General features: G+C 43.1%; 17 protein-coding genes. 14 read left to right on the top strand and 3 right to left on the bottom strand.

Annotated elements, in window-relative coordinates; translation table 11 throughout:
- Window positions 1–16: 16 nt before the first annotated feature.
- Window positions 17–2,668 (top strand): TonB-dependent receptor plug domain-containing protein, encoded by a 2,652-nt coding sequence (locus H8796_RS12125; protein ID WP_117937233.1) that lies wholly within the window; start codon window positions 17–19, stop codon window positions 2,666–2,668.
- Window positions 2,669–2,994: 326 nt separating this feature from the next.
- Here H8796_RS12125 and H8796_RS12120 read toward each other — a convergent pair whose 3' ends face one another.
- Window positions 2,995–4,608, bottom strand: coding sequence for an IS66 family transposase (locus H8796_RS12120; RefSeq protein ID WP_117932118.1), 1,614 nt, complete (start codon window positions 4,606–4,608; stop codon window positions 2,995–2,997).
- Between the two features lie 69 nt (window positions 4,609–4,677).
- On the bottom strand, window positions 4,678–5,187 hold the full coding sequence (tnpB, locus tag H8796_RS12115; protein ID WP_117932120.1) for an IS66 family insertion sequence element accessory protein TnpB: 510 nt from the start codon (window positions 5,185–5,187) through the stop codon (window positions 4,678–4,680).
- A gap of 647 nt (window positions 5,188–5,834) precedes the next feature.
- Here tnpB and miaA point away from each other — a divergent pair.
- The 13 genes from miaA (at window position 5,835) to H8796_RS12050 (ending at window position 20,860) form a co-directional block, all read left to right on the top strand.
- The gene (gene miaA / locus H8796_RS12110; RefSeq protein ID WP_117936784.1) at window positions 5,835–6,755 is read left to right on the top strand and encodes a tRNA (adenosine(37)-N6)-dimethylallyltransferase MiaA; all 921 of its coding nucleotides are present in this window, start codon (window positions 5,835–5,837) and stop codon (window positions 6,753–6,755) included.
- A 58-nt stretch (window positions 6,756–6,813) separates the two neighbouring features.
- Complete coding sequence (locus H8796_RS12105; RefSeq protein WP_004301802.1) at window positions 6,814–7,740, top strand: diacylglycerol kinase family protein; 927 nt, start codon at window positions 6,814–6,816, stop codon at window positions 7,738–7,740.
- A gap of 144 nt (window positions 7,741–7,884) precedes the next feature.
- Complete coding sequence (kdsA, locus tag H8796_RS12100; RefSeq protein ID WP_117936786.1) at window positions 7,885–8,685, top strand: 3-deoxy-8-phosphooctulonate synthase; 801 nt, start codon at window positions 7,885–7,887, stop codon at window positions 8,683–8,685.
- 81 nt (window positions 8,686–8,766) lie between these two features.
- A complete protein-coding gene (locus H8796_RS12095; RefSeq protein ID WP_117936788.1) occupies window positions 8,767–11,604 on the top strand; it encodes a pitrilysin family protein in 2,838 nt (945 codons plus the stop codon).
- Window positions 11,605–11,627: 23 nt separating this feature from the next.
- A complete protein-coding gene (locus H8796_RS12090) occupies window positions 11,628–13,121 on the top strand; it encodes a DUF5687 family protein (RefSeq protein WP_187343800.1) in 1,494 nt (497 codons plus the stop codon).
- 38 nt (window positions 13,122–13,159) lie between these two features.
- A complete protein-coding gene (locus H8796_RS12085) occupies window positions 13,160–13,867 on the top strand; it encodes an ABC transporter ATP-binding protein (protein WP_117936790.1) in 708 nt (235 codons plus the stop codon).
- Between the two features lie 31 nt (window positions 13,868–13,898).
- Window positions 13,899–14,471 carry a C40 family peptidase gene (locus H8796_RS12080; protein WP_233530370.1) on the top strand — a complete coding sequence of 191 codons (573 nt, stop codon included), beginning with the start codon at window positions 13,899–13,901 and terminating at the stop codon, window positions 14,469–14,471.
- Window positions 14,472–14,497: 26 nt separating this feature from the next.
- The gene (locus H8796_RS12075; RefSeq protein WP_117936792.1) at window positions 14,498–15,382 is read left to right on the top strand and encodes a TraB/GumN family protein; all 885 of its coding nucleotides are present in this window, start codon (window positions 14,498–14,500) and stop codon (window positions 15,380–15,382) included.
- A 38-nt stretch (window positions 15,383–15,420) separates the two neighbouring features.
- Entirely contained in the window at window positions 15,421–16,059 is a 639-nt protein-coding gene (locus H8796_RS12070) for an HAD-IA family hydrolase (RefSeq protein ID WP_004301795.1), read from the top strand.
- Between the two features lie 194 nt (window positions 16,060–16,253).
- Window positions 16,254–16,571 (top strand): 50S ribosomal protein L21, encoded by a 318-nt coding sequence (gene rplU, locus H8796_RS12065; protein WP_004316691.1) that lies wholly within the window; start codon window positions 16,254–16,256, stop codon window positions 16,569–16,571.
- A 21-nt stretch (window positions 16,572–16,592) separates the two neighbouring features.
- Window positions 16,593–16,856, top strand: coding sequence for a 50S ribosomal protein L27 (gene rpmA / locus H8796_RS12060; protein ID WP_004301792.1), 264 nt, complete (start codon window positions 16,593–16,595; stop codon window positions 16,854–16,856).
- A gap of 271 nt (window positions 16,857–17,127) precedes the next feature.
- Window positions 17,128–18,402 carry a serine--tRNA ligase gene (serS, locus tag H8796_RS12055; protein ID WP_004301791.1) on the top strand — a complete coding sequence of 425 codons (1,275 nt, stop codon included), beginning with the start codon at window positions 17,128–17,130 and terminating at the stop codon, window positions 18,400–18,402.
- 157 nt (window positions 18,403–18,559) lie between these two features.
- Window positions 18,560–20,860, top strand: coding sequence for a bifunctional dihydroorotate dehydrogenase B NAD binding subunit/NADPH-dependent glutamate synthase (locus H8796_RS12050; RefSeq protein ID WP_117936794.1), 2,301 nt, complete (start codon window positions 18,560–18,562; stop codon window positions 20,858–20,860).
- 210 nt (window positions 20,861–21,070) lie between these two features.
- Here H8796_RS12050 and panD read toward each other — a convergent pair whose 3' ends face one another.
- Window positions 21,071–21,424 (bottom strand): aspartate 1-decarboxylase, encoded by a 354-nt coding sequence (gene panD, locus H8796_RS12045; RefSeq protein WP_004301789.1) that lies wholly within the window; start codon window positions 21,422–21,424, stop codon window positions 21,071–21,073.
- Window positions 21,425–21,435 lie beyond the last annotated feature (11 nt).

Here is a 21,435-nt window from a genome sequence, read left to right as displayed (position 1 = left end):
ATCAAACACATAGCGTATGAAAAACAAAACTACATTTTCTATCCATAGAGGCTTAATAGCTTTCTTTTTCGGAATACTGTTCTGTTTTGCCCCATTGTCGGGGCAAAACGTACAAGATACAATTATTGCATATTTTAATCTACTGGAAAAAGTCCCACAGGAGAAACTCTACTTACATCTGGACAAGCCTTTTTATGGGGCAGGAGAAAAAATATGGTTCAAGGGATATCTGGTAAACTCTGTTACACATCAAGATAATACACAAAGCAACTTCATCATTACAGAACTTGTCAACCGTTCCGACTCTATCGTAGAACGTAAGAAGATTCGTAGAGATTCATTGGGTTTTCATAATACTTTCACCCTCCCTCCCACTCTCCCTGCAGGTGATTATTATTTGCGGGGATATAGCAACTGGATGCTTAATCAGGAACCGGAATTCTTTTATTCACGCAATCTGAAAATCGGTAATTCGATTGATAATACGATTGTTTCAAACATTGAGTATCAGCAAGAAGACGAATCACATTATACAGCCAAGGTAAGATTTACCAGCAATACTCAAGAGGCTTTCGGAAATACAACCATCCGCTACCGCTACATTGAAAACGGAAAGATTAAAGATAAAGGTAAAAGAAAGACAGATGAGAATGGGTTGATTTCTATTTCCCTGCCGGATCTGAAGCCTATTGCCACACGCCACATTGAAGTAGAGTTCGATGATCCCCAATACATTTATAAAAAGACTTTCTATCTGCCTTCATTTACAAAAGACTTTGATGTTAAGTTCTTCCCTGAAGGGGGCGCTCTCCTGACCGTTGCTCATCAGAATATAGCTTTCAAGGCTCAAGGATCGGATGGCTTTTCTACAGCAATAGAAGGATTCCTGTTCGATGCCAACGGAGACACATTGACAGCTTTCCGCTCGGAGCATGACGGCATGGGAGTTTTCACACTGAATCCGACTGTGGGAAACTCTTACTATGTGATTGCCAAATCCGGTGACGGTATTAGTAAACGATTCGACCTCCCGGCTGTAGAAGAAAAAGGGATCACACTTTCCATGACACATTATAAAAAGGAAATCCGTTACGAAATCCAGAAAACAGAAGCTACCGAGTGGCCTCAAAAGTTATTCTTGATTGCGCACACTCGTGGAAAGCTGGTCATCCTGCAGCCAGTCAGTGTCGACAGGACTTTTGGAAGAATGAACGACAGTTTATTCAACGCAGGCATCACCCATTTCATGCTGATCGACCAACAGGGCAACGCACTTAGCGAACGCCTGGTTTTCATACCCGACCGGAATCCGCATCAATGGCAAATTCTTGCAGATAAGCCGACATACGGAAAAAGAGAAAAAGTATCCCTGCAAATTTCAGCAAAAGACGATAACGGTACTCCGGTAGAAGGTAGTTTCTCCGTCAGCATTACCGACAGAAAGAGTATCCGTCCGGATTCGCTTGCTGACAATATCGTATCGAATCTTCTATTAACCTCCGACTTAAAAGGATATGTAGAAAATCCCGGATATTATTTTTTGCAGCAAGACCTCCGGACTCTCCGCACGGTAGACTTCCTGATGATGACGCACGGATGGCGCAGACACCATATCCAGAATGTACTGACTGCACCTTCAATGAACCTCACCAACTATATGGAAAAGGGGCAAACTATCAGTGGACGTATCAAAGGTTTCTTTGGAGGTAACGTTAAGAAAGGACCTATTTGTATTCTGGCTCCCAAACAGAACATCATCGCCACTACCACCACAGACGAAAAAGGAGAGTTTATCGTGAACACATCTTTCAGAGATAGCACGACTTTCCTTGTTCAGGCACGTACCAAAAGAGGATTTGCCGGAGTGGACATCGTGATTGACACTCCTCAATACCCGGCAACTTCGCACAAGTCTCCTTTCCATGATGGAACAGCAACGTTTATGGAAGATTATTTGCTCAACACCCGCGACCAATATTACATGGAAGGTGGAATGAGAGTGTACAATCTGAAAGAAGTGGTAGTCACTGGAAGTCGTAAAAAGGCCAGTTCAGAAAGTATCTATACAGGAGGTATCAACACCTACACGATCGAAGGGGACAGACTGGAAGGATTCGGTGCACAAACAGCTTTTGATGCAGTCACCAGACTTCCGGGCATTAGCGTGACAAATGGAAATGAAATACATATCCGCAACAATCCCGAGCAACCTGTCATTGTTGTTGACGACGTGGTGTATGAAGACGATAACGACATCCTGACCATGATACAAACCAGCGATATGTCGAGTTTGAGCCTTCTTCGCGGTGCCGATGCAGCAATCTTAGGTTCCCGCGGTTCGGCAGGTGCTATCGTTATTACGCTGAAAGACGGCAAAGATATCCCGGCAAGACCGGCACAAGGTATTATCACGTGCACTCCACTAGGGTATAGCGATTCGGTCGAGTTCTATCATCCTACTTATGATACGCCCGAAAAGAAGAATGACCAACGCTCGGATTTACGAAGTACGATCTATTGGAATCCTACCCTCCAACTGGATACTAATGGAAAAGCAACCATCGAATACTATACTCCGGACAGCACTGCGCCGGAAGATATAACCATAGAAGGTGTGGATAAAAACGGAAAGGTATGCCGAATCATACAGACAATAAACAACAGATAAATGTGGAAATGATTTTGAATGCCAGGTTTATAGACTTACGCAAGTAAGCACAACTCTATTAAGGTACCTTTATCTTTATTCTATCAAGCAGGTATACATCTGTTAAGCTACCGATATCATTCATTCTCCACGGCCGTGGTGAGATCTTCCCACGGCCGTAAGAAGAAGCTACCACGACTGTGGAAAGAAGCTACCACGGCCGTGGAGAACTAACAAGAACGGTACTCTAGTAAGCATTCGGTCTCGTGCGTATTCTCTCCAAACTCTTATAAAGTCAAAAGCCAGACGGAGTACGTCTGGCTTTTGACTTTATAAACCTTTCTTGTTTATCCTTTCCAATTAAATGGCAGTAAATCGGAGTAGTCGTTTTTCTCTTCTCTTTCTTTATCCTGTACTCTAATCACCACGTCCTGCATCCATAGTTTTGGGTTCACCTTATTTTCCCTGCAACATCCCATCAGTGAAAAGAATATTGCCGCTGCGTGTGCTGCCTCATGCGATCCGGAGAAGAGTGTATTTTTTCTGTTTACAGTCAACGGTCTAATAGAACGCTCCACCGGATTATTATCAATGCAGAACTGTGCATCATTGACATATCCGGACAGTTGTTCAAAGCGTGTGTACATATAGAATATGGCCTTGGCAACAGGCGATTTATCGACCGTATGTTCATATTCCTCTTTGCACCATTTTTCCAGTCCTTTGATAATAGGGTACGATTTTTCCCGGCGAAGCTTTACTACAGCCTCGCCTTCCAGATGTTCTATCCTGATTTCCTCCTCCACAGCATACAGTCTGCCTATTTGTTCAAGTGCATACCTTGCTCTGGGAGGGTCATTTCCTTCCGCTTCCACAAACTTGCGCCTGACGTGTGCCCAACAGCACAAGTGCAACTTTCCGGGTAGCGTGTCGAACTCGTCATATACTGCAAAGCCGTCACTCTGTACCACGCGGACCTGTCCTGCCAGCAGTGTGTCTATTCCGCTGCTGCCACGCCCCTTGTGATATTCAAAGAAGGGGGTATGAAACCGGGGCAGATAGAAGTTCCACATATACCCGCGATGAAGAGCACCGGGTCGGTCGCTTTCAAGTACGGGGTGGGGCGTCTCATCGGCCATGACGTAATAACTGTCCTTAACCAGTTCACGAAGCTCATTGTAGATCGGCTCCAAACGCTGTGCGGCAGCCATCATCCAGTTACTTACGGTGGAAGGACTCAGATGGATGCCTTCACGCTCAAAAATGTCCAGCTGTCTGTGCAGAGGCAGGTGATCGTAATATTTGGCGGTGGCAATGTGGGACAGTACACTCTCCGAGGCATTGCTGTGAGGGTGTGCCATTACGGGCATGGGAGCAGTTATGATACGACCGTCGGCAAGCCGGTATTTAGGACGGATGATGCGTCTCACATAGAATCGGGCAGGGCTGACGGCATATTGTTCGCTCACTTCCTCCCCCAGCTTCGTCGCTCCCTCCAGAGAAAGACCTTCCGGCATGGGAATGATGATTTCTTCACGGGGAAGGGACGGATCGATGGGCTTACGGGCGTGGGGAGTAATCTTTTGGGTGAAGCTCTTACGGAAACGATTGTAACCATTCTCCGACCGGGCAGATTTCTCAGCCGTTTTCTGCTCCTCCGCTACCGGGTCATTGACATCGGACGGAGATTCAAAACAGATGCTCAATTGGTTGGCATCTTCGGGAAGATGACGTTTTTCACTGGATTTACCCCATAAACGGCGTGTCAAATCAGCCAATTTCCATCTCAGGTCAGCAATGACGGCTGTACAGGCTGAGATTTCCTCAACTTGGCGGGAATACTCCTGCAAAGAGGCTGCGTATTTTCTCTGAAGTTCCGCATGTTCCTTTTCAAGACGTTCACGTTCCTTGCGCAACTCTTCGTACTCTTCCAAAGTAAAGGTAATGACTGGTTCTTTCACTGCATATCCACTTTTTTATTATGTGGCAAAGTTATCAAAATAAACCTGTACGGCTTGTAGGATGGGAGATTACTTTTCAACTGTTTTCCGATACTTTTTAACAGTAAGCAGCTCATTCAGGCGATTCCAGGAAATTTGAAGAAAATCTCTTTTCCGTTCGTCCTTTTTCAAGAAGAAAGAACTGTGGTTCAGACGACGGCATTCCAGTCGGTATTCGTCCTCGCACCGATAGAGGATATGCAATCTGCTACGGGAACGGTCAAGAAAAATATGACAACTCTGCTCTGACACGCAAGAACCCGTGTGCCGGATGACCTCGCCACAAAGACCGTCAATACCTTTATGGAAATTACAACCATTGGGATAAAGGTAATAAGACCAGAAAGGACTGTTACGGAAAAGACCAAGACCTAAGGGGAGAAGTAGATCCTGAGGAGAATGGATGCCAAGACTGGAAGCCGAAACTTTATAACGACGACCACCATCAAATATGAAAAGAACAGAATCAAAATGGTTAGACTCGGATAAGAGACTACGCAGCTTTTCACTTTCACTAGAAAATACTAATACTGAACACATAATGGATTAAGATGATTATGAAGGCACAAAGGTAGGAAAGAAAAGAAGGGAAAGAAACACGCACGAGCCCGAATGCTTACGTACTCTAGCAGAACAATAAAGGCACTCTAGCTGAACAATGCCAGTATCTTTAAGCTACTTTACCCGTATCTCCGTGTTATTCTATCAGCATACTAGAGTTATCACACCTGATTTTTCAACACAACCTTAGTGGTAATATAACGTAAAAACATACAGATATACAGAAGTTATCACAAAAATAGCATCATGATAAAAAAGGAGATAAACAACTGTTTATCATATAGCTATACTATTTAATCAGCAAAAACAAAGCTGACAATAAAAAAACAAGACCTTTATTGTCAGCCTATTGTCAGCTCCTATCATCAGCCATATTCCACTAAAAATCAAAAGATTAGCTACTACCATAACAGATTGACAATAAAAACAACACAAATATTATAGCAGATAATATCAGATGGCGGTATTCTCATACACTTCATTATTATTAGATTGAATACCACCAATTAGAGGTTAAAATACAAATTAACCTTCCCTATCCCCTTATTAATCTTGATAAAAAAGCGATTGAATACCAAACAGGTTAAAAATATTTCGTAATTTTGCAGATATAAAAGAATGAAGCTATGCCGGACTATGATTTAATCGCCATACTCGGACCTACAGCCTCGGGTAAAACTCCCTTTGCCGCTGCCTTGGCCTATGAACTCAACACAGAAATTATCAGTGCCGATTCCCGTCAGATATATAGAGGAATGGATCTCGGTACAGGAAAAGATTTGGCCGACTATACCGTAAACGGACGTACAATCCCCTATCATCTGATTGACATTGCAGACCCCGGATATAAATACAATGTGTTTGAATATCAACGTGATTTCTTGAATTCTTACGAAAGCATCAAACAAAAAGGCTGTCTTCCCGTTTTATGTGGAGGGACAGGTATGTATCTGGAATCCGTGTTGAAAGGATATAAACTGATGCCCGTACCGGAAAATCCGGAATTGCGCAACCGTTTGGCAAATCATTCGCTGGAAGAGTTGACGGAAATGCTAAGTCAATACAAGGCTTTGCATAACTCTACCGATGTGGATACCGTGAAACGGACGATACGGGCGATAGAAATTGAAGAGTATTATGCAGCCCATCCGGTTCCCGAAAGGGAATTTCCGGAACTGAACAGTCTCATCATCGGAGTGGACATTGACCGGGAACTGCGCCGTGAAAAGATCACCCGCCGATTGAAACAACGATTGGATGAAGGAATGGTGGACGAGGTAAGACGATTGATCGAACAGGGAATTGCACCGGACGATCTCATCTACTATGGACTGGAATACAAATACCTGACATTATACGTCATAGGCAAACTGACTTATGAAGAAATGTTCAACGGTTTGGAGATAGCCATCCATCAGTTTGCCAAGCGACAAATGACCTGGTTCCGCGGCATGGAAAGAAGAGGATTTACGATCCATTGGATGAATGCAGAGCTGCCGATGGAAGAAAAGATAGCTTTTGTAAAAGAGAAACTGCAAGGGAATTAGTATCTTTGGCAGTTATTATAGTGCGATTTTTAATACACAATAGGATAGATAAACAAATATGAGTGTAGAACCGAAGAAATGGGGAGTGATTTACAACCCAAAAGCTGGTACCCGAAAGGTAAAGAAGCGCTGGAAAGAAATTAAGGAGTACATGGACAGTAAAGGTGTAGACTATGACTATGTACAATCCGAAGGTTTCGGTTCGGTAGAGCGTCTCGCTAAAATCTTGGCCAACAATGGTTATCGCACGATTGTCATTGTGGGAGGTGATGGGGCATTGAACGATGCCATCAATGGCATTATGCTATCCGATGCCGAAGACAAAGAGAACATCGCCCTCGGCATGATTCCGAACGGTATCGGAAATGACTTCGCCAAATATTGGGGACTTAGCACCGAATACAAGCCGGCTGTCGACTGTATCATCAATCATCGGTTGAAGAAAATAGACGTAGGCTACTGCAACTTCTACGACGGAAACGAACACCAGCGTCGCTATTTCCTCAATGCCGTTAATATCGGACTGGGAGCACGAATCGTCAAAATCACCGATCAGACCAAACGTTTCTGGGGTGTGAAGTTCCTTTCATACGTTGCCGCCCTGTTCTCCCTCATCTTCGAACGGAAACTTTACAGAATGCATCTCCGCATCAATGATGAACATATCCGCGGACGCATCATGACCGTATGTATAGGCAGTGCCTGGGGATGGGGACAAACTCCCAGTGCCGTTCCATACAACGGATGGCTGGATGTATCTGTAATCTACCGCCCGGAATTCCTGCAAATTATTTCCGGACTATGGATGCTGATTCAGGGAAGAATCCTGAATCACAAAGTGGTGAAAAGCTACCGGACGAGAAAAGTAAAGGTACTCCGGGCACAGAATGCAGCGGTGGATTTGGACGGGCGTTTGTTGCCTAAACATTTTCCTTTAGAAGTAGGCGTGCTCCCGGAAAAGACAACGCTTATTATTCCAAATTAAATATAATTAGGCACGGATTACGCGGATTACACGGTTCTTGCAGATCCTGTGAATTACACCGTTCTTGCCAATTCGGTTATAGTAAGAAAACCGTGTAATCCGCGTAATCCGTGCCTGAAAATAAACTTATAATAGTAGTTAAATATGATAGAACTTAAGAACAACCCCGCCGGCAACTTTTTCCTGTTGGCCGGTCCGTGTGTGATAGAAGGTGAAGAAATGGCAATGCGCATTGCCGAACGAGTAGTAAAGATCACCGAAGCACTGCAAATTCCTTATGTATTCAAAGGTTCTTACCGTAAGGCAAACCGCTCACGTCTGGATTCGTTTACCGGCATTGGCGATGAGAAAGCACTCAAAGTATTGAGAAAGGTACATGAGACTTTCGGAGTCCCCACCGTAACCGATATCCATACCGCAGATGAAGCTGCAATGGCAGCCGAATACGTGGATATACTTCAAATCCCGGCTTTTCTTTGCCGCCAGACCGACTTGTTGGTTGCCGCAGCCAAAACCGGAAAAACGATTAACATCAAGAAAGGACAGTTCCTTTCGCCGCTGGCAATGCAGTTTGCTGCCGACAAAGTGGTGGAAGCCGGAAACAAGAATGTGATGCTTACCGAACGTGGAACAACTTTCGGCTATCAGGATCTTGTTGTAGACTACCGTGGCATCCCCGAAATGCAATCATTCGGCTATCCGGTGATTCTGGACGTCACTCACTCCTTGCAGCAACCCAACCAGACCAGTGGGGTAACGGGAGGAATGCCGCAGTTGATAGAAACTGTCGCCAAAGCAGGTATCGCCGTAGGTGCCGACGGAATATTCATCGAAACACATGAAAACCCTGTCGTAGCAAAAAGCGATGGTGCCAATATGTTAAAGTTAGACCTTCTGGAAGAACTGTTAACTAAGCTAGTCAGGATACGGGAAGCTATAAAATAACTCTTTTCCCTGTCTATTTGTGATTTACAACCAAGCACAACGACAAATAACACAGAAATATTTATTTAAACTAAATAGAACATGAAACATTTATTACGTGGATTATTTATTGCAGTCCTTTTTATATGCTGCAATTTCCAGCTCGTACTTGCACAACCCATGCAAGAGTTACCTGTGGACAAGAATGTTCGCATCGGTAAACTAGACAACGGGCTTACCTATTACATTCGCCACAACGCCCTTCCCGAAAAACGAGTTGAATTCTACATCGCCCAGAAAGTAGGTTCCATTCTTGAGGAACCGCAACAACGTGGTCTGGCTCACTTTCTGGAGCACATGGCTTTCAACGGAACAAAGCACTTCCCGGGTGATGAAACCGGACTTGGCATCGTACCCTGGTGCGAAACGAAAGGTATCAAATTCGGCACGAACCTGAATGCATATACCAGTGTCGACCAGACGGTGTACAATATCAGCAACGTACCGACTGAAAATATAAACGTGGTAGACTCTTGTCTGCTGATCCTTCACGACTGGTCGAGCGCTATCAACCTTGCCGACAAGGAAATTGACAAAGAGCGTGGCGTTATCCGCGAAGAATGGAGAAGCCGCAACAGTGGTATGCTTCGCATCATGACTGATGCACAGCCTACTATGTATCCGAATTCTAAATATTCAGACTGTATGCCTATCGGAAGTATTGATGTTATCAACAACTTCCCTTATCAGGATATCCGCGATTATTATGCGAAATGGTATCGCCCGGACTTGCAAGGAATCGTTATTGTAGGTGATATCAATGTAGATGAAATTGAAGCCAAACTGAAAAAAGTATTCGCAGATGTAAAAGCTCCGGTAAACCCGGCCGAACGTATCTACTATCCAGTGGCAGATAATCAGGAACCGCTGATCTATATCGGTACAGACAAGGAAGTGAAGAATCCTTATGTGAACATCTTCTTCAAACAAGACGCTACACCGGATTCTTTGAAAAATACCATTGCTTATTATGCTACTCAGTATATGGTCAGCATGGCTATGAATATGCTGAACAACCGTTTGAACGAACTCCGCCAAACTGCTAATCCTCCTTTCACTAGTGCAAGCGCAGAATATGGAAACTATTTCCTTGCCAAGACTAAAGAAGCACTCGCACTTGATGCAAGCAGCAAAATAGACGGTATCGATTTAGCAATGAAAACAGTTTTGGAAGAAGCTGAACGTGCACGCCGCTTCGGATTTACCGCATCAGAATATGAACGCGCACGCGCCAACTATCTGCAAGCCGTAGAATCTGCTTACAACGAACGTGAAAAGACTAAAAGTGGTTCTTATGTCAACGAATACGTTAACAATTTCCTTGAAAAAGAACCGATTCCGGGAATCGAAGTTGAATATACACTGGTAAACAAACTGGCTCCGAATATCCCTGTAGAAGCTGTCAATCAGGTGATGCAACAACTAATCACTGACAACAATCAGGTGGTTTTGCTGGCCGGTCCGGAAAAAGAAGGAGCAAAATACCCTACTAAAGAAGAAATTGCTGCTTTATTGAAACAAATGAAGTCATTCGATCTGAAACCTTATGAAGATAAAGTTTCTAACGAACCGCTAATCTCTGAAGATATTAAAGGTGGCAAGATTATTTCTGAAAAAGCTGGTGAAATTTATGGTACGACTAAGTTGGTACTTTCCAACGGCGTAACCGTATATGTGAAGCCAACTGATTTCAAGGCTGACCAGATTGTAATGAAAGGTGTAAGCTTCGGTGGTACCAGCGTATTCCCGAACGAAGAAATTATCAATATCTCTCAATTAAACGGAGTAGCTCTGGTAGGTGGAATTGGTAATTTCAGCAAAGTGGATCTGGGTAAAGCTTTAGCCGGCAAACGTGCAAACGTAGGTGCGGGTATCGGCAACACTACGGAAACTGTTTCCGGTAGCTGTGCTCCGAAAGACTTTGAGACAATGATGCAGCTTACTTATCTTACTTTCACATCTCCGCGTAAGGATAATGAAGCATTCGAATCTTACAAGAACCGTTTGAAAGCCGAACTTCAAAATGCGGACGCTAACCCGATGACTGCTTTTAGTGACACTATTACAAGCGTACTATACGGTCACCATCCACGTGCTATCAGAATGAAAGAAAACATGGTAGACCAGATCGACTATGACCGTATTCTTGAAATGTACAAAGACCGCTACAAAGATGCAAGTGACTTCACTTTCTTCCTGGTAGGAAACGTAGACTTGGCTACAATGAAACCGTTAATCGCCAAATATCTGGGAGGTCTGCCATCTATCAACCGTAAAGAGACTTTCAAAGATAACAAGATGGATATCCGCAAGGGAGAGATCAAAAATGTATTTGCGAAAGCACAGGAAACTCCGATGGCTACCATCATGTTCCTTTATAGCGGCACTTGCAAATATGACTTGCGCAACAATGTCCTGCTTAGCTTCTTAGATCAGGCTCTGGATTTGGTTTACACTGCTGAAATCCGTGAAAAAGAAGGAGGTACATACGGTGTAAGCTGTAACGGAAGTCTTGGTAAATACCCGAAAGAGGAACTTGTTCTTCAGATTGTATTCCAAACTGACCCTGCCAAGAAAGATAAATTGTCTGCTGTTGTTGTAGAACAACTTCACAAAATGGCAAAAGAAGGTCCGTCTGCCGAACACATGCAGAAGATCAAAGAATATATGCTGAAGAAGTATAAAGACGCCCAGAAAGAAAACGGCTACTGGCTTAATAATATGGACGAATACCTCTACACGGGTGTGGATAATACAAAAGACTATGAAAAGTTGGTCAACAGCATCACAGCGAAAGAAGTGCAAGACTTCCTCGCCAAATTGCTGAAACAGAACAACGAAATTCAAGTCATCATGACCGTGCCGGAAGAAAACAAATAAAAATTCTCTAGTATATCTACTGAATGATGATATTCAACGAATTACGCAAACATGGAAGGCTTGCCGCCAAACGGCATCCGATGTATGAAAAGAACAAAGTTGCTAAAATACTCGGTTATGTCATGGGCGCATTCTGGGCCGGTTACCTGATATTCTTCGGTACGACGTTCGCGTTCGGATTTTCTGATATGGTTCCCAACCGGGAACCATATCATGTGATGAACGCAGTGGTTCTGATCTTTATCCTGGCACTGGACTTTCTGTTGCGTGTTCCGTTTCAAAAAACACCGACGCAGGAGGTAAAACCTTACCTCCTGCTGCCGGTTAAACGAATTCGTGTCATCGACTTCTTACTAATCCGCTCGGGACTAAGCCTGTTCAACCTGTTCTGGTTGTTTCTGTTTGTCCCTTTTTCCTTCATCACTATTACCAAGTTTTTCGGTATCCCCGGTGTCATCACCTATCTTATCGGTATCTTGCTATTGATTATTGCCAATAATTACTGGTACTTGCTTTGCCGCACTCTTATCAACGAACGTATTTGGTGGATTCTATTACCTATCGCTTTCTACGGTGGAATAGGCTGCCTTCTTTTCATTCCCGAAGATAGTCCTCTCTTCTATTTCTTCATGGATCTGGGAGACGGATATATACAGGGCAACATTCTCTATTTTCTCGGCACCATACTTGTGATTGCCATTTTATGGCTGATTAACCGCAAGATCATGTCCGGACTTATCTATGCAGAGCTGGCAAAAGTAGAAGATAGCCAGATTAAACATGTCTCCGAATATAAATTCTTCGAACGCTACGGGGAAGTTGGCGAATATATGAGGCTGGAACTGAAAATGCTTTTACGCAACCGCCGCTGCAAAGGTGCACTACGCAATATCGCGATTGTAGTGGTAGCTTTCTCCGTTGCACTTAGCTTTTCCAGTGTCTACGACGGCAATTTCATGACTTCTTTCATCTGTGTATACAACTTTGCCGTATTCGGAATGATTATCCTTTCACAGATTATGTCATTCGAAGGTAATTACATTGATGGCCTGATGTCTCGTAAAGAATCAATTATGAGTCTGCTGAAAGCCAAATATTACACATACAGCATTGGCGAAATCATACCTTTCATACTCATGGTTCCCGCCATCATCATGAATAAACTCACTTTACTGGGCGCCTTTGCCTGGTTTTTCTATACCATCGGCTTTATTTATTTCTGTTTTTTCCAACTGGCTGTCTACAACAAACAGACGGTACCTTTAAACGAGAAAGTGGCAAGCCGGCAAACGAATAGCGCTATACAGATGGTGGTTAATTTCGCTGCTTTCGGTGTGCCTCTCATCTTATACAGTCTATTAAATGCATTTTTAGGTGAAACAATCACTTACATAATTCTGTTAGTTGTCGGTCTCGGATTTACCCTGACTTCTCCTTTATGGATTAAAAATGTATATCATCGTTTCATGAAACGGCGATACGAAAACATGGAAGGCTTCAGAGACAGCCGCCAATAAACACTCATGAATCATTAACCATATAAACATTGAAGATCATGATTATCATTGACAAACTTAAAAAGAATTTCGGTGAGAAGATTGCCGTAGACATAGAACACTACGAAATCAATCAAGGCGATATGCTCGGATTGGTGGGAAACAACGGTGCCGGTAAAACAACTCTCTTCCGAATCATGCTGGATCTGCTAAAAGCAGATGATGGTAAGGTGATTATTAATGATATTGATGTCAGCCAAAGCGAAGACTGGAAAAGCATTACCGGTGCTTTCATTGACGATGGTTTTCTGATTGATTATCTCACTCCGGAAGAATATTTCTATTTCATCGGAAAGATGTACGGACTAAAGAAAGAAGAAGTGGACGAACGTCTGATTCCTTTCGAACGTTTTATGAGTGGAGAAGTGATCGGGCACAAGAAGCTAATCCGCAACTACTCCGCAGGTAATAAGCAAAAGATCGGAATTATTTCTGCCATGCTTCATTACCCGCAATTACTGATACTGGACGAACCGTTCAACTTCCTCGATCCAAGTTCTCAGTCTATCATCAAACATCTGTTCAAGAAATATAATGAGGAGCATCAAGCTACGGTTATTATATCCAGTCACAACCTCAATCATACCGTAGATGTATGTCCGAGGATCGCTTTATTGGAACACGGTGTCATCATCCGGGATATTATCAACGAGGACAACTCCGCAGAGAAAGAACTGGAGGATTATTTTAATGTAGAAGAAGAGTAAACGGTAAATAGGGAATGATAAACTAATTATGATGAGATATATAACAGAAAAGTCTGATACCCATAAGTCTAGTATAAAGAAACCTGATAGAAAGAAAAGATACTTCCTGCAATTCATCCTTTTATTAGGACTGGTTGCCAGCCTTAGTTCCTGCCGCACTTCCGCGCCCCGCCTGGATTATCAAGCATTGGCGCGAGCTTCTATATTGTTGGGGGTAGATATTAATATGGAGGATAACCATAAGCTCTATCTGGAAGCAGCCGACTGGATAGGGGTTCCCTATCGTGGTGGAGGTGATTCGAAACGAGGAGCCGACTGTTCGGGATTAGTTTATCAAGTGTACCGTAAGGTATACCGCACCCAAGTGCCGCGTAACACGGAAGATCTAAAAAAAGAAAGTAATAAAGTCGCCAAACGGAATCTCCGGGAAGGAGACTTGGTATTCTTCACCAGCAGTCGTTCAAAAAATAAAGTAGCTCATGTAGGCATTTACCTCAAAAACGGTAAGTTTATTCATTCCAGCACCAGTAAAGGAGTGATCGTCAGCAACTTGAACGAGAACTATTATACCAAACACTGGATAAGCGGCGGCAGGATACGTTAATTATCAACTTCTAATGATATAAAATTATGAAATCATTCATCGGAGCAGTTCTATTTATTTGCGTGGCATTCAGCGCCAATGCACAGCTTTTATGGAAAGTGTCCGGCAACGGACTGAACCAACCTTCCTATATCATAGGCACTCACCATCTGGCACCGTTCAGCATCATGGATAGCATTGCCGGACTTAAAAAGGCTATGAATGAAACCCAACAAGTATATGGAGAGATGAAAATGTCGGAAATGCAATCGCCTGCCACCATGGAAAAGATGCAAAAGGCAATGATGATTGAAAGTGATACCACGCTGAACTCTCTCCTTTCTCCGAAAGACTTTGAGACTGCTAATAAATTCTGCAAAGAAAACCTGATGGTAGATTTAAATATGGCTCCGAAGCTAAAGCCTGCCTTCTTATTAAATAATGTAGTGGTGATGGCTTACGTAAAACATATAGGGAAATTCAATCCGCAAGAGCAACTCGACACATTCTTTCAGAGCCAAGCCATCCAAAACGGAAAAAAGGTGGATGGACTGGAAACTGCAGAATTCCAATTCAACCTGCTTTTCAATGGCAGTTCACTACAACGGCAAGCACAACTATTAATGTGCACTCTTAACCATATAGAGACTGAAGTAGAAAACCTGAAAAGGCTCACAAACGCCTACATGAAACAAGATCTGAACACCATGCTTAAAATCAGCGAAGAGCGTAAAGGCGATCAATGTGACGCACTTCCCGGCGAAGAAGATGCTATGATTTACAACCGTAATAAAACATGGGCTGAAAAACTACCGGCAATCATGAAGGCTGCCCCGACTTTTGTTGCAGTAGGCGCCCTGCACCTCCCCGGAGAAAAAGGATTATTAAACTTACTAAAAAGACAAGGATACACGGTAGAAGCTGTGAAATAAGAAAAGTATTTAGTACTTTTGCGGAAAAGTTTTCCCCAATGAACTACAAAACCTATTTATTCGATTTCGACTACACACTAGCCGATTCGTCGCGTGGTATCGTTAAGTGTTTCAGAATTGTGCTTACCCGGCATCAGTATTTAACCGTTACTGATGAAGCTATCAAGCGTACAATCGGCAAAACATTGGAAGAATCATTCAGTATCCTTACCGGAATTACCGACCCGGCACAGCTGGAGGCCTTCCGGCAGGAGTACAGACTGGAAGCTGATGTACACATGAATGTAAATACCCGTCTTTTCCCCGACACATTGTCTACGCTGAAAGAATTGAAGAAACGGGGTGCCCGCGTCGGAATTATCTCTACCAAGTATCGTTTCCGGATATTGAGTTATCTGGAAGAATATCTGCCTAAGGATTTTCTTGATATAGTAGTGGGAGGAGAAGATGTAAAAGCACCGAAACCTTCGCCCGAAGGAGTTAAATTTGCATTGGAACATCTGGGAAGTAGCCCCGAAGAGACATTGTATATTGGAGATAGCACCGTAGATGCCGAAACAGCACAGAATGCAGGAGTCGATTTTGCAGGTGTGCTGAACGGAATGACAACTGCAGAGGAACTTCGTGTTTATCCACACAAAATCATTATGCAGAATTTAGGAGAATTAGTCCAATAGGCTACAATGAGAGCTAAAATGCTCATTTATTTGCCGTAATCATTTTATCTCCTATAAAAAATAAAAGAAATATTTGTCGGGAACGAATAAAAATAGTACTTTTGTGCCCGATTATTCCGCAACGGGTTCGATAAAGAGTTCTTTAAGTGATTAAAGACCACCCGCCGGAGCTAACTTATACATTTATATATAAGATGTACGCAATTGTAGAGATTAACGGTCAGCAATTTAAAGCAGAAGCTGGTCAAAAGTTGTTCGTTCACCACATCGAAGGTGCAGAAAACGGTTCAACAGTAGAATTTGAAAAAGTTCTTTTGGTAGACAAAGACGGAAACGTAACAGTAGGTGCTCCTACCGTAGAAGGCGCTAAAGTTGTTTGCCAGGTTGTTTCAAACTTGGTTAAAGGCGACAAAGTTCTTGTTTTCCACAAGAAAAGAAGAAAAGGACACAGAAAACTGAACGGTCACCGTCAACAGTTCACTGAATTAACAATTACAGAAGTAGTAGCTTAATCAATTAAAAAGTAAGAAGAAATGGCACATAAGAAAGGTGTCGGTAGTTCTAAGAACGGCCGCGAATCACAAAGTAAAAGATTAGGCGTTAAGATATTTGGTGGCGAAGCTTGCAAAGCAGGTAACATCATCGTTCGTCAAAGAGGTACTGAATTCCACCCGGGTGAAAACATCGGAATGGGTAAAGACCACACTCTTTTCGCTTTAGTAGATGGTACAGTTAGCTTCAAAGTTGGCAAAGAAGACAGAAGATATGTTTCTGTTGTTCCTGCTACTGAGGCATAATTGCACAACTGAAAATATTTAAGAGAAGGAGATGTAATCCAATGGATTACATCTCCTTCTTTTTATACAACCAGAGTTTTATATATTACTCTAAAAGAGGCATATATATATCATTCACTGCATATATGTTTATTATACAGCTCAATACATGTATTATATATATATCATAGACATATCATATATATTATATATAACACATATATTTGCTTGATTATTCGTTTTTTCTTTATCTTTGTAGCCTTAAATAAGAAAGTTCATAAAAAGTATAGATATGCTTACCATTAAACAAATTACAGAAAACACAGAGGCGGTACTCCGCGGACTGGAAAAAAAGCATTTCAAAAATGCAAAGGAAACGATCGACCAAGTGATCGCTCTTAACGACAAGAGACGTAGCACACAAAATGAATTAGATAAGAATCTGGCAGAGGTTAACTCGCTTTCACGCACCATCGGTCAACTGATGAAAGAAGGCAAGAAAGAGGAAGCTGAAACTGCACGTGCCCGCGTTGCCGAACTAAAAGAAGGTAACAAAGAATTAGACGCCGCTATGACACAGGCTGCAACAGATATGCAGAATGTACTTTATACCATCCCCAACATTCCTTACGACAGTGTACCCGAAGGTGTAGGCGCTGAAGATAACGTAGTGGAAAAAATGGGAGGTATGGAAACTGAACTTCCTAAAGATGCACTCCCCCACTGGGAACTGGCTAAGAAATATGATTTAATAGACTTCGACCTGGGTGTAAAAATCACAGGTGCAGGTTTCCCTGTATATAAAGGTAAAGGCGCACAACTTCAACGCGCTCTTATCAACTTCTTCCTGGACGAAGCACGCAAATCCGGATATACTGAAATCATGCCACCAACAGTAGTTAACGCTGCTTCCGGCTATGGCACAGGACAGCTTCCTGACAAAGAAGGACAAATGTATCATTGCGAAGTAGATGATTTATATCTGATCCCGACAGCAGAAGTACCTGTAACCAACATCTACCGTGATGTAATTTTGGAAGAAAAACAGTTGCCAATCATGAATTGTGCCTATACACAATGTTTCCGTCGTGAAGCTGGTTCCTATGGTAAAGATGTGCGCGGCCTGAATCGTCTGCACGAATTCTCCAAAGTAGAATTGGTTCGCATTGACAAACCGGAACACTCCAAACAATCTCATCAGGAAATGCTCGACCACGTAGAAGGTCTGTTGCAAAAACTGGAACTTCCATATCGTATCCTCCGCCTCTGTGGTGGTGATATGAGTTTCACTGCTGCCCTTTGTTTCGACTTCGAAGTATATTCAGAGGCACAGAAACGCTGGTTGGAAGTAAGTTCCGTATCCAATTTCGACACCTATCAGGCCAATCGTCTGAAATGCCGTTACCGTAATGCAGAAAAGAAAACCGAACTCTGCCATACATTGAACGGCTCAGCACTAGCATTGCCACGTATCGTTGCCGCTCTACTTGAAAACAACCAAACTCCGGAAGGTATCAGAATTCCGAAAGCATTGGTTCCATATTGCGGCTTTGACATGATAGACTAATATTTGACATGACAGACTAATAAAAGTACCGTATATAAAGAGCCACTCATCAAAAGAGTGGCTTTTCTTTTATATTTCGTAAATTAGCTGTATCTTTGCCAAAATTTATATCATTCTGATAGCAGTTACGTAATAAAAACAACAAATTAATTAGATAATGAACAAAATCATTAGCAAGGAACGCTTTTCTGAAAAAGTATTCAAATTTGAAATTGAAGCTCCTTTAATTGCTAAATCTCGTAAGGCCGGACACTTCGTCATCGTACGTGTAGGCGAAAAAGGAGAACGTATGCCATTGACTATCGCAGGTTCCGACCTGAAAAAGGGTACCATTACTCTGGTAGTGCAGGAAGTCGGGCTTTCTTCTACCCGTCTCTGCGAGCTGAATGAAGGCGAATCTATCACTGACGTAGTAGGTCCACTCGGACAAGCTACCCATATAGAGAAATTCGGAACAGTAGTCTGCGCTGGTGGTGGTGTAGGTGTGGCTCCGATGCTTCCTATCGTACAGGCTTTGAAGGCTGCCGGTAACCGTGTTATCACTGTATTGGCCGGACGCAATAAAGATCTCATCATCCTGGAAAAAGAAATGCGTGAAAGCTCTGACGAAGTAATTATCATGACAGATGACGGTTCCTACGGCCGTAAAGGTCTGGTGACAGAAGGTGTAGAAGAAGTTATCAAACGTGAGAAAGTAGACAAATGTTTCGCTATTGGCCCTGCCATCATGATGAAATTCGTTTGCTTGCTGACTAAAAAATATGAAATTCCGACAGATGTTTCGCTAAATACGATCATGGTGGACGGAACAGGTATGTGCGGTGCTTGCCGTATCACTGTAGGAGGAAAGACTAAATTCGTTTGTGTAGATGGTCCGGAATTCGACGGTCACCAAGTGAATTTCGACGAAATGCTGAAACGTATGGGTGCGTTCAAGAATATCGAACGCGAAGAAATGCATAAGCTGGAATCGGAATGTGAAGCAACCAAAGAAATCGATGAAAAAAGTCGTAATGCGGCTTGGAGACAGGAGTTACGTAAATCCATGAAGCCGAAAGAACGCACGGCTATTCCTCGTGTAGAGATGAATGAACTCGATGCTGAATACCGTTCACACAGCCGTAAAGAGGAAGTTAATCAAGGATTAACAGCAGAACAGGCTGTTACAGAAGCCAAACGCTGTCTCGACTGTGCTAATCCGGGATGTATGGAAGGCTGTCCGGTAGGCATTGATATTCCCCGCTTCATTAAGAATATCGAACGCGGCGAATTCCTCGAAGCTGCTAAAACATTGAAAGAAACAAGTGCGCTCCCGGCTGTTTGCGGTCGTGTGTGCCCACAAGAAAAACAGTGCGAATCAAAATGTATTCATTTGAAAATGAATGAAAAACCGGTAGCTATCGGTTATTTGGAACGTTTTGCAGCTGATTACGAACGTGAAAGCGGACAAATCTCCGTACCTGTCATTGCAGAGAAAAACGGCATCAAAATAGCTGTTATCGGTTCAGGACCTGCAGGATTGGCATTTGCCGGAGATATGGCTAAATATGGATATGATGTAACTGTATTCGAAGCGTTGCATGAAATTGGCGGTGTATTGAAATACGGTATCCCCGAATTCCGTTTGCCAAACAAGATTGTAGACGTAGAAATCGACAATCTCGGTAAGATGGGCGTTAACTTCATCAAAGACTGTATTGTAGGAAAGACTATCGGTGTAGAAGACTTGAAAGCGGAAGGTTTCAAAGGAATATTCGTGGCTTCCGGTGCCGGACTGCCAAACTTTATGAATATCCCGGGAGAGAACTCTATCAATATCATGTCTTCCAATGAATACCTCACCCGTGTCAATTTGATGGATGCCGCCAGCGAAGATTCGGACACTCCGGTAGCATTCGGTAAGAATGTGACAGTAATCGGTGGTGGTAACACAGCTATGGACTCTGTCCGTACGGCAAAACGTCTTGGCGCTGAACGTGCTATTATTATCTATCGTCGTTCGGAAGAAGAAATGCCTGCACGTATCGAAGAAGTAAAACACGCCAAAGAAGAAGGAGTTGAATTCCTCACTCTGCATAATCCTATCGAATATATTGCTGATGAACAAGGTTGCGTAAAACAGGTTATTCTGCAAAAGATGGAATTAGGCGAACCGGATGCTTCTGGACGTCGTAGTCCTGTAGCCATCCCGGGAGCAACAGAAACAATCGATATAGACCTGGCCATTGTCAGCGTTGGGGTATCTCCCAACCCGATTGTTCCAAGCTCTATCAAAGGACTGGAATTAGGACGAAAAGGAACTATCGCAGTAAATGACAACATGGAATCTTCTATCCCAATGATTTACGCAGGTGGTGACATCGTTCGCGGTGGAGCTACCGTAATCCTGGCGATGGGTGATGGCCGTAAAGCTGCCGCTGCTATGAATGAGCAACTGAAAACAAACGCCGGCAACTAACTGCCGCTTATTAACACCCGGGCTAAACTTCCCTAACACGTGGGATAACTACATCTGACACATGGGCGGAAGTTTATCGAGAGGTGGGCTAAAACCAACTCACACGTGGGTAGAACATCGATCACCCCCGGCATAAAAAGTAGAATAAGAAAAGCCCCGTTTACGAAATGTAAACGGGGCTTTTCTTATTTCAAATATCAAAGATACTTTCTACTTTACCACTTTGTTCGTCGCAGGATCAGGGAAAATTACAGCCGGTTTAAACGACTTGGCTTCCTCAAAATCCATCAATGCATAAGACATGATTATCACAATATCATCCGGTTGCACCTTGCGGGCAGCAGCACCATTCAGACAAATTTTGCCCGAACCGCGTTCACCTTTGATAATGTAGGTTTCAAAGCGTTCACCGTTGTTATTATCAGCGATATACACTTTCTCTCCCGGAATCATGTTTGCAGCATCCAGCAGGTCTTCATCAATCGTGATACTACCCATGTAGTTCAGATTTGCCTCCGTGACACGTGCACAATGAATTTTCGACTTCAACACTTCAATCATCATAAGGTTTCGTC

It is taken from the genome of Bacteroides sp. M10 (genome assembly GCF_014334015.1).
GTDB classification, from domain to species: domain Bacteria; phylum Bacteroidota; class Bacteroidia; order Bacteroidales; family Bacteroidaceae; genus Bacteroides; species Bacteroides intestinigallinarum.
The sequence above is the reverse complement of the archived record's forward strand: the minus strand, read 5'-3'. Positions and strand labels throughout refer to the sequence as shown.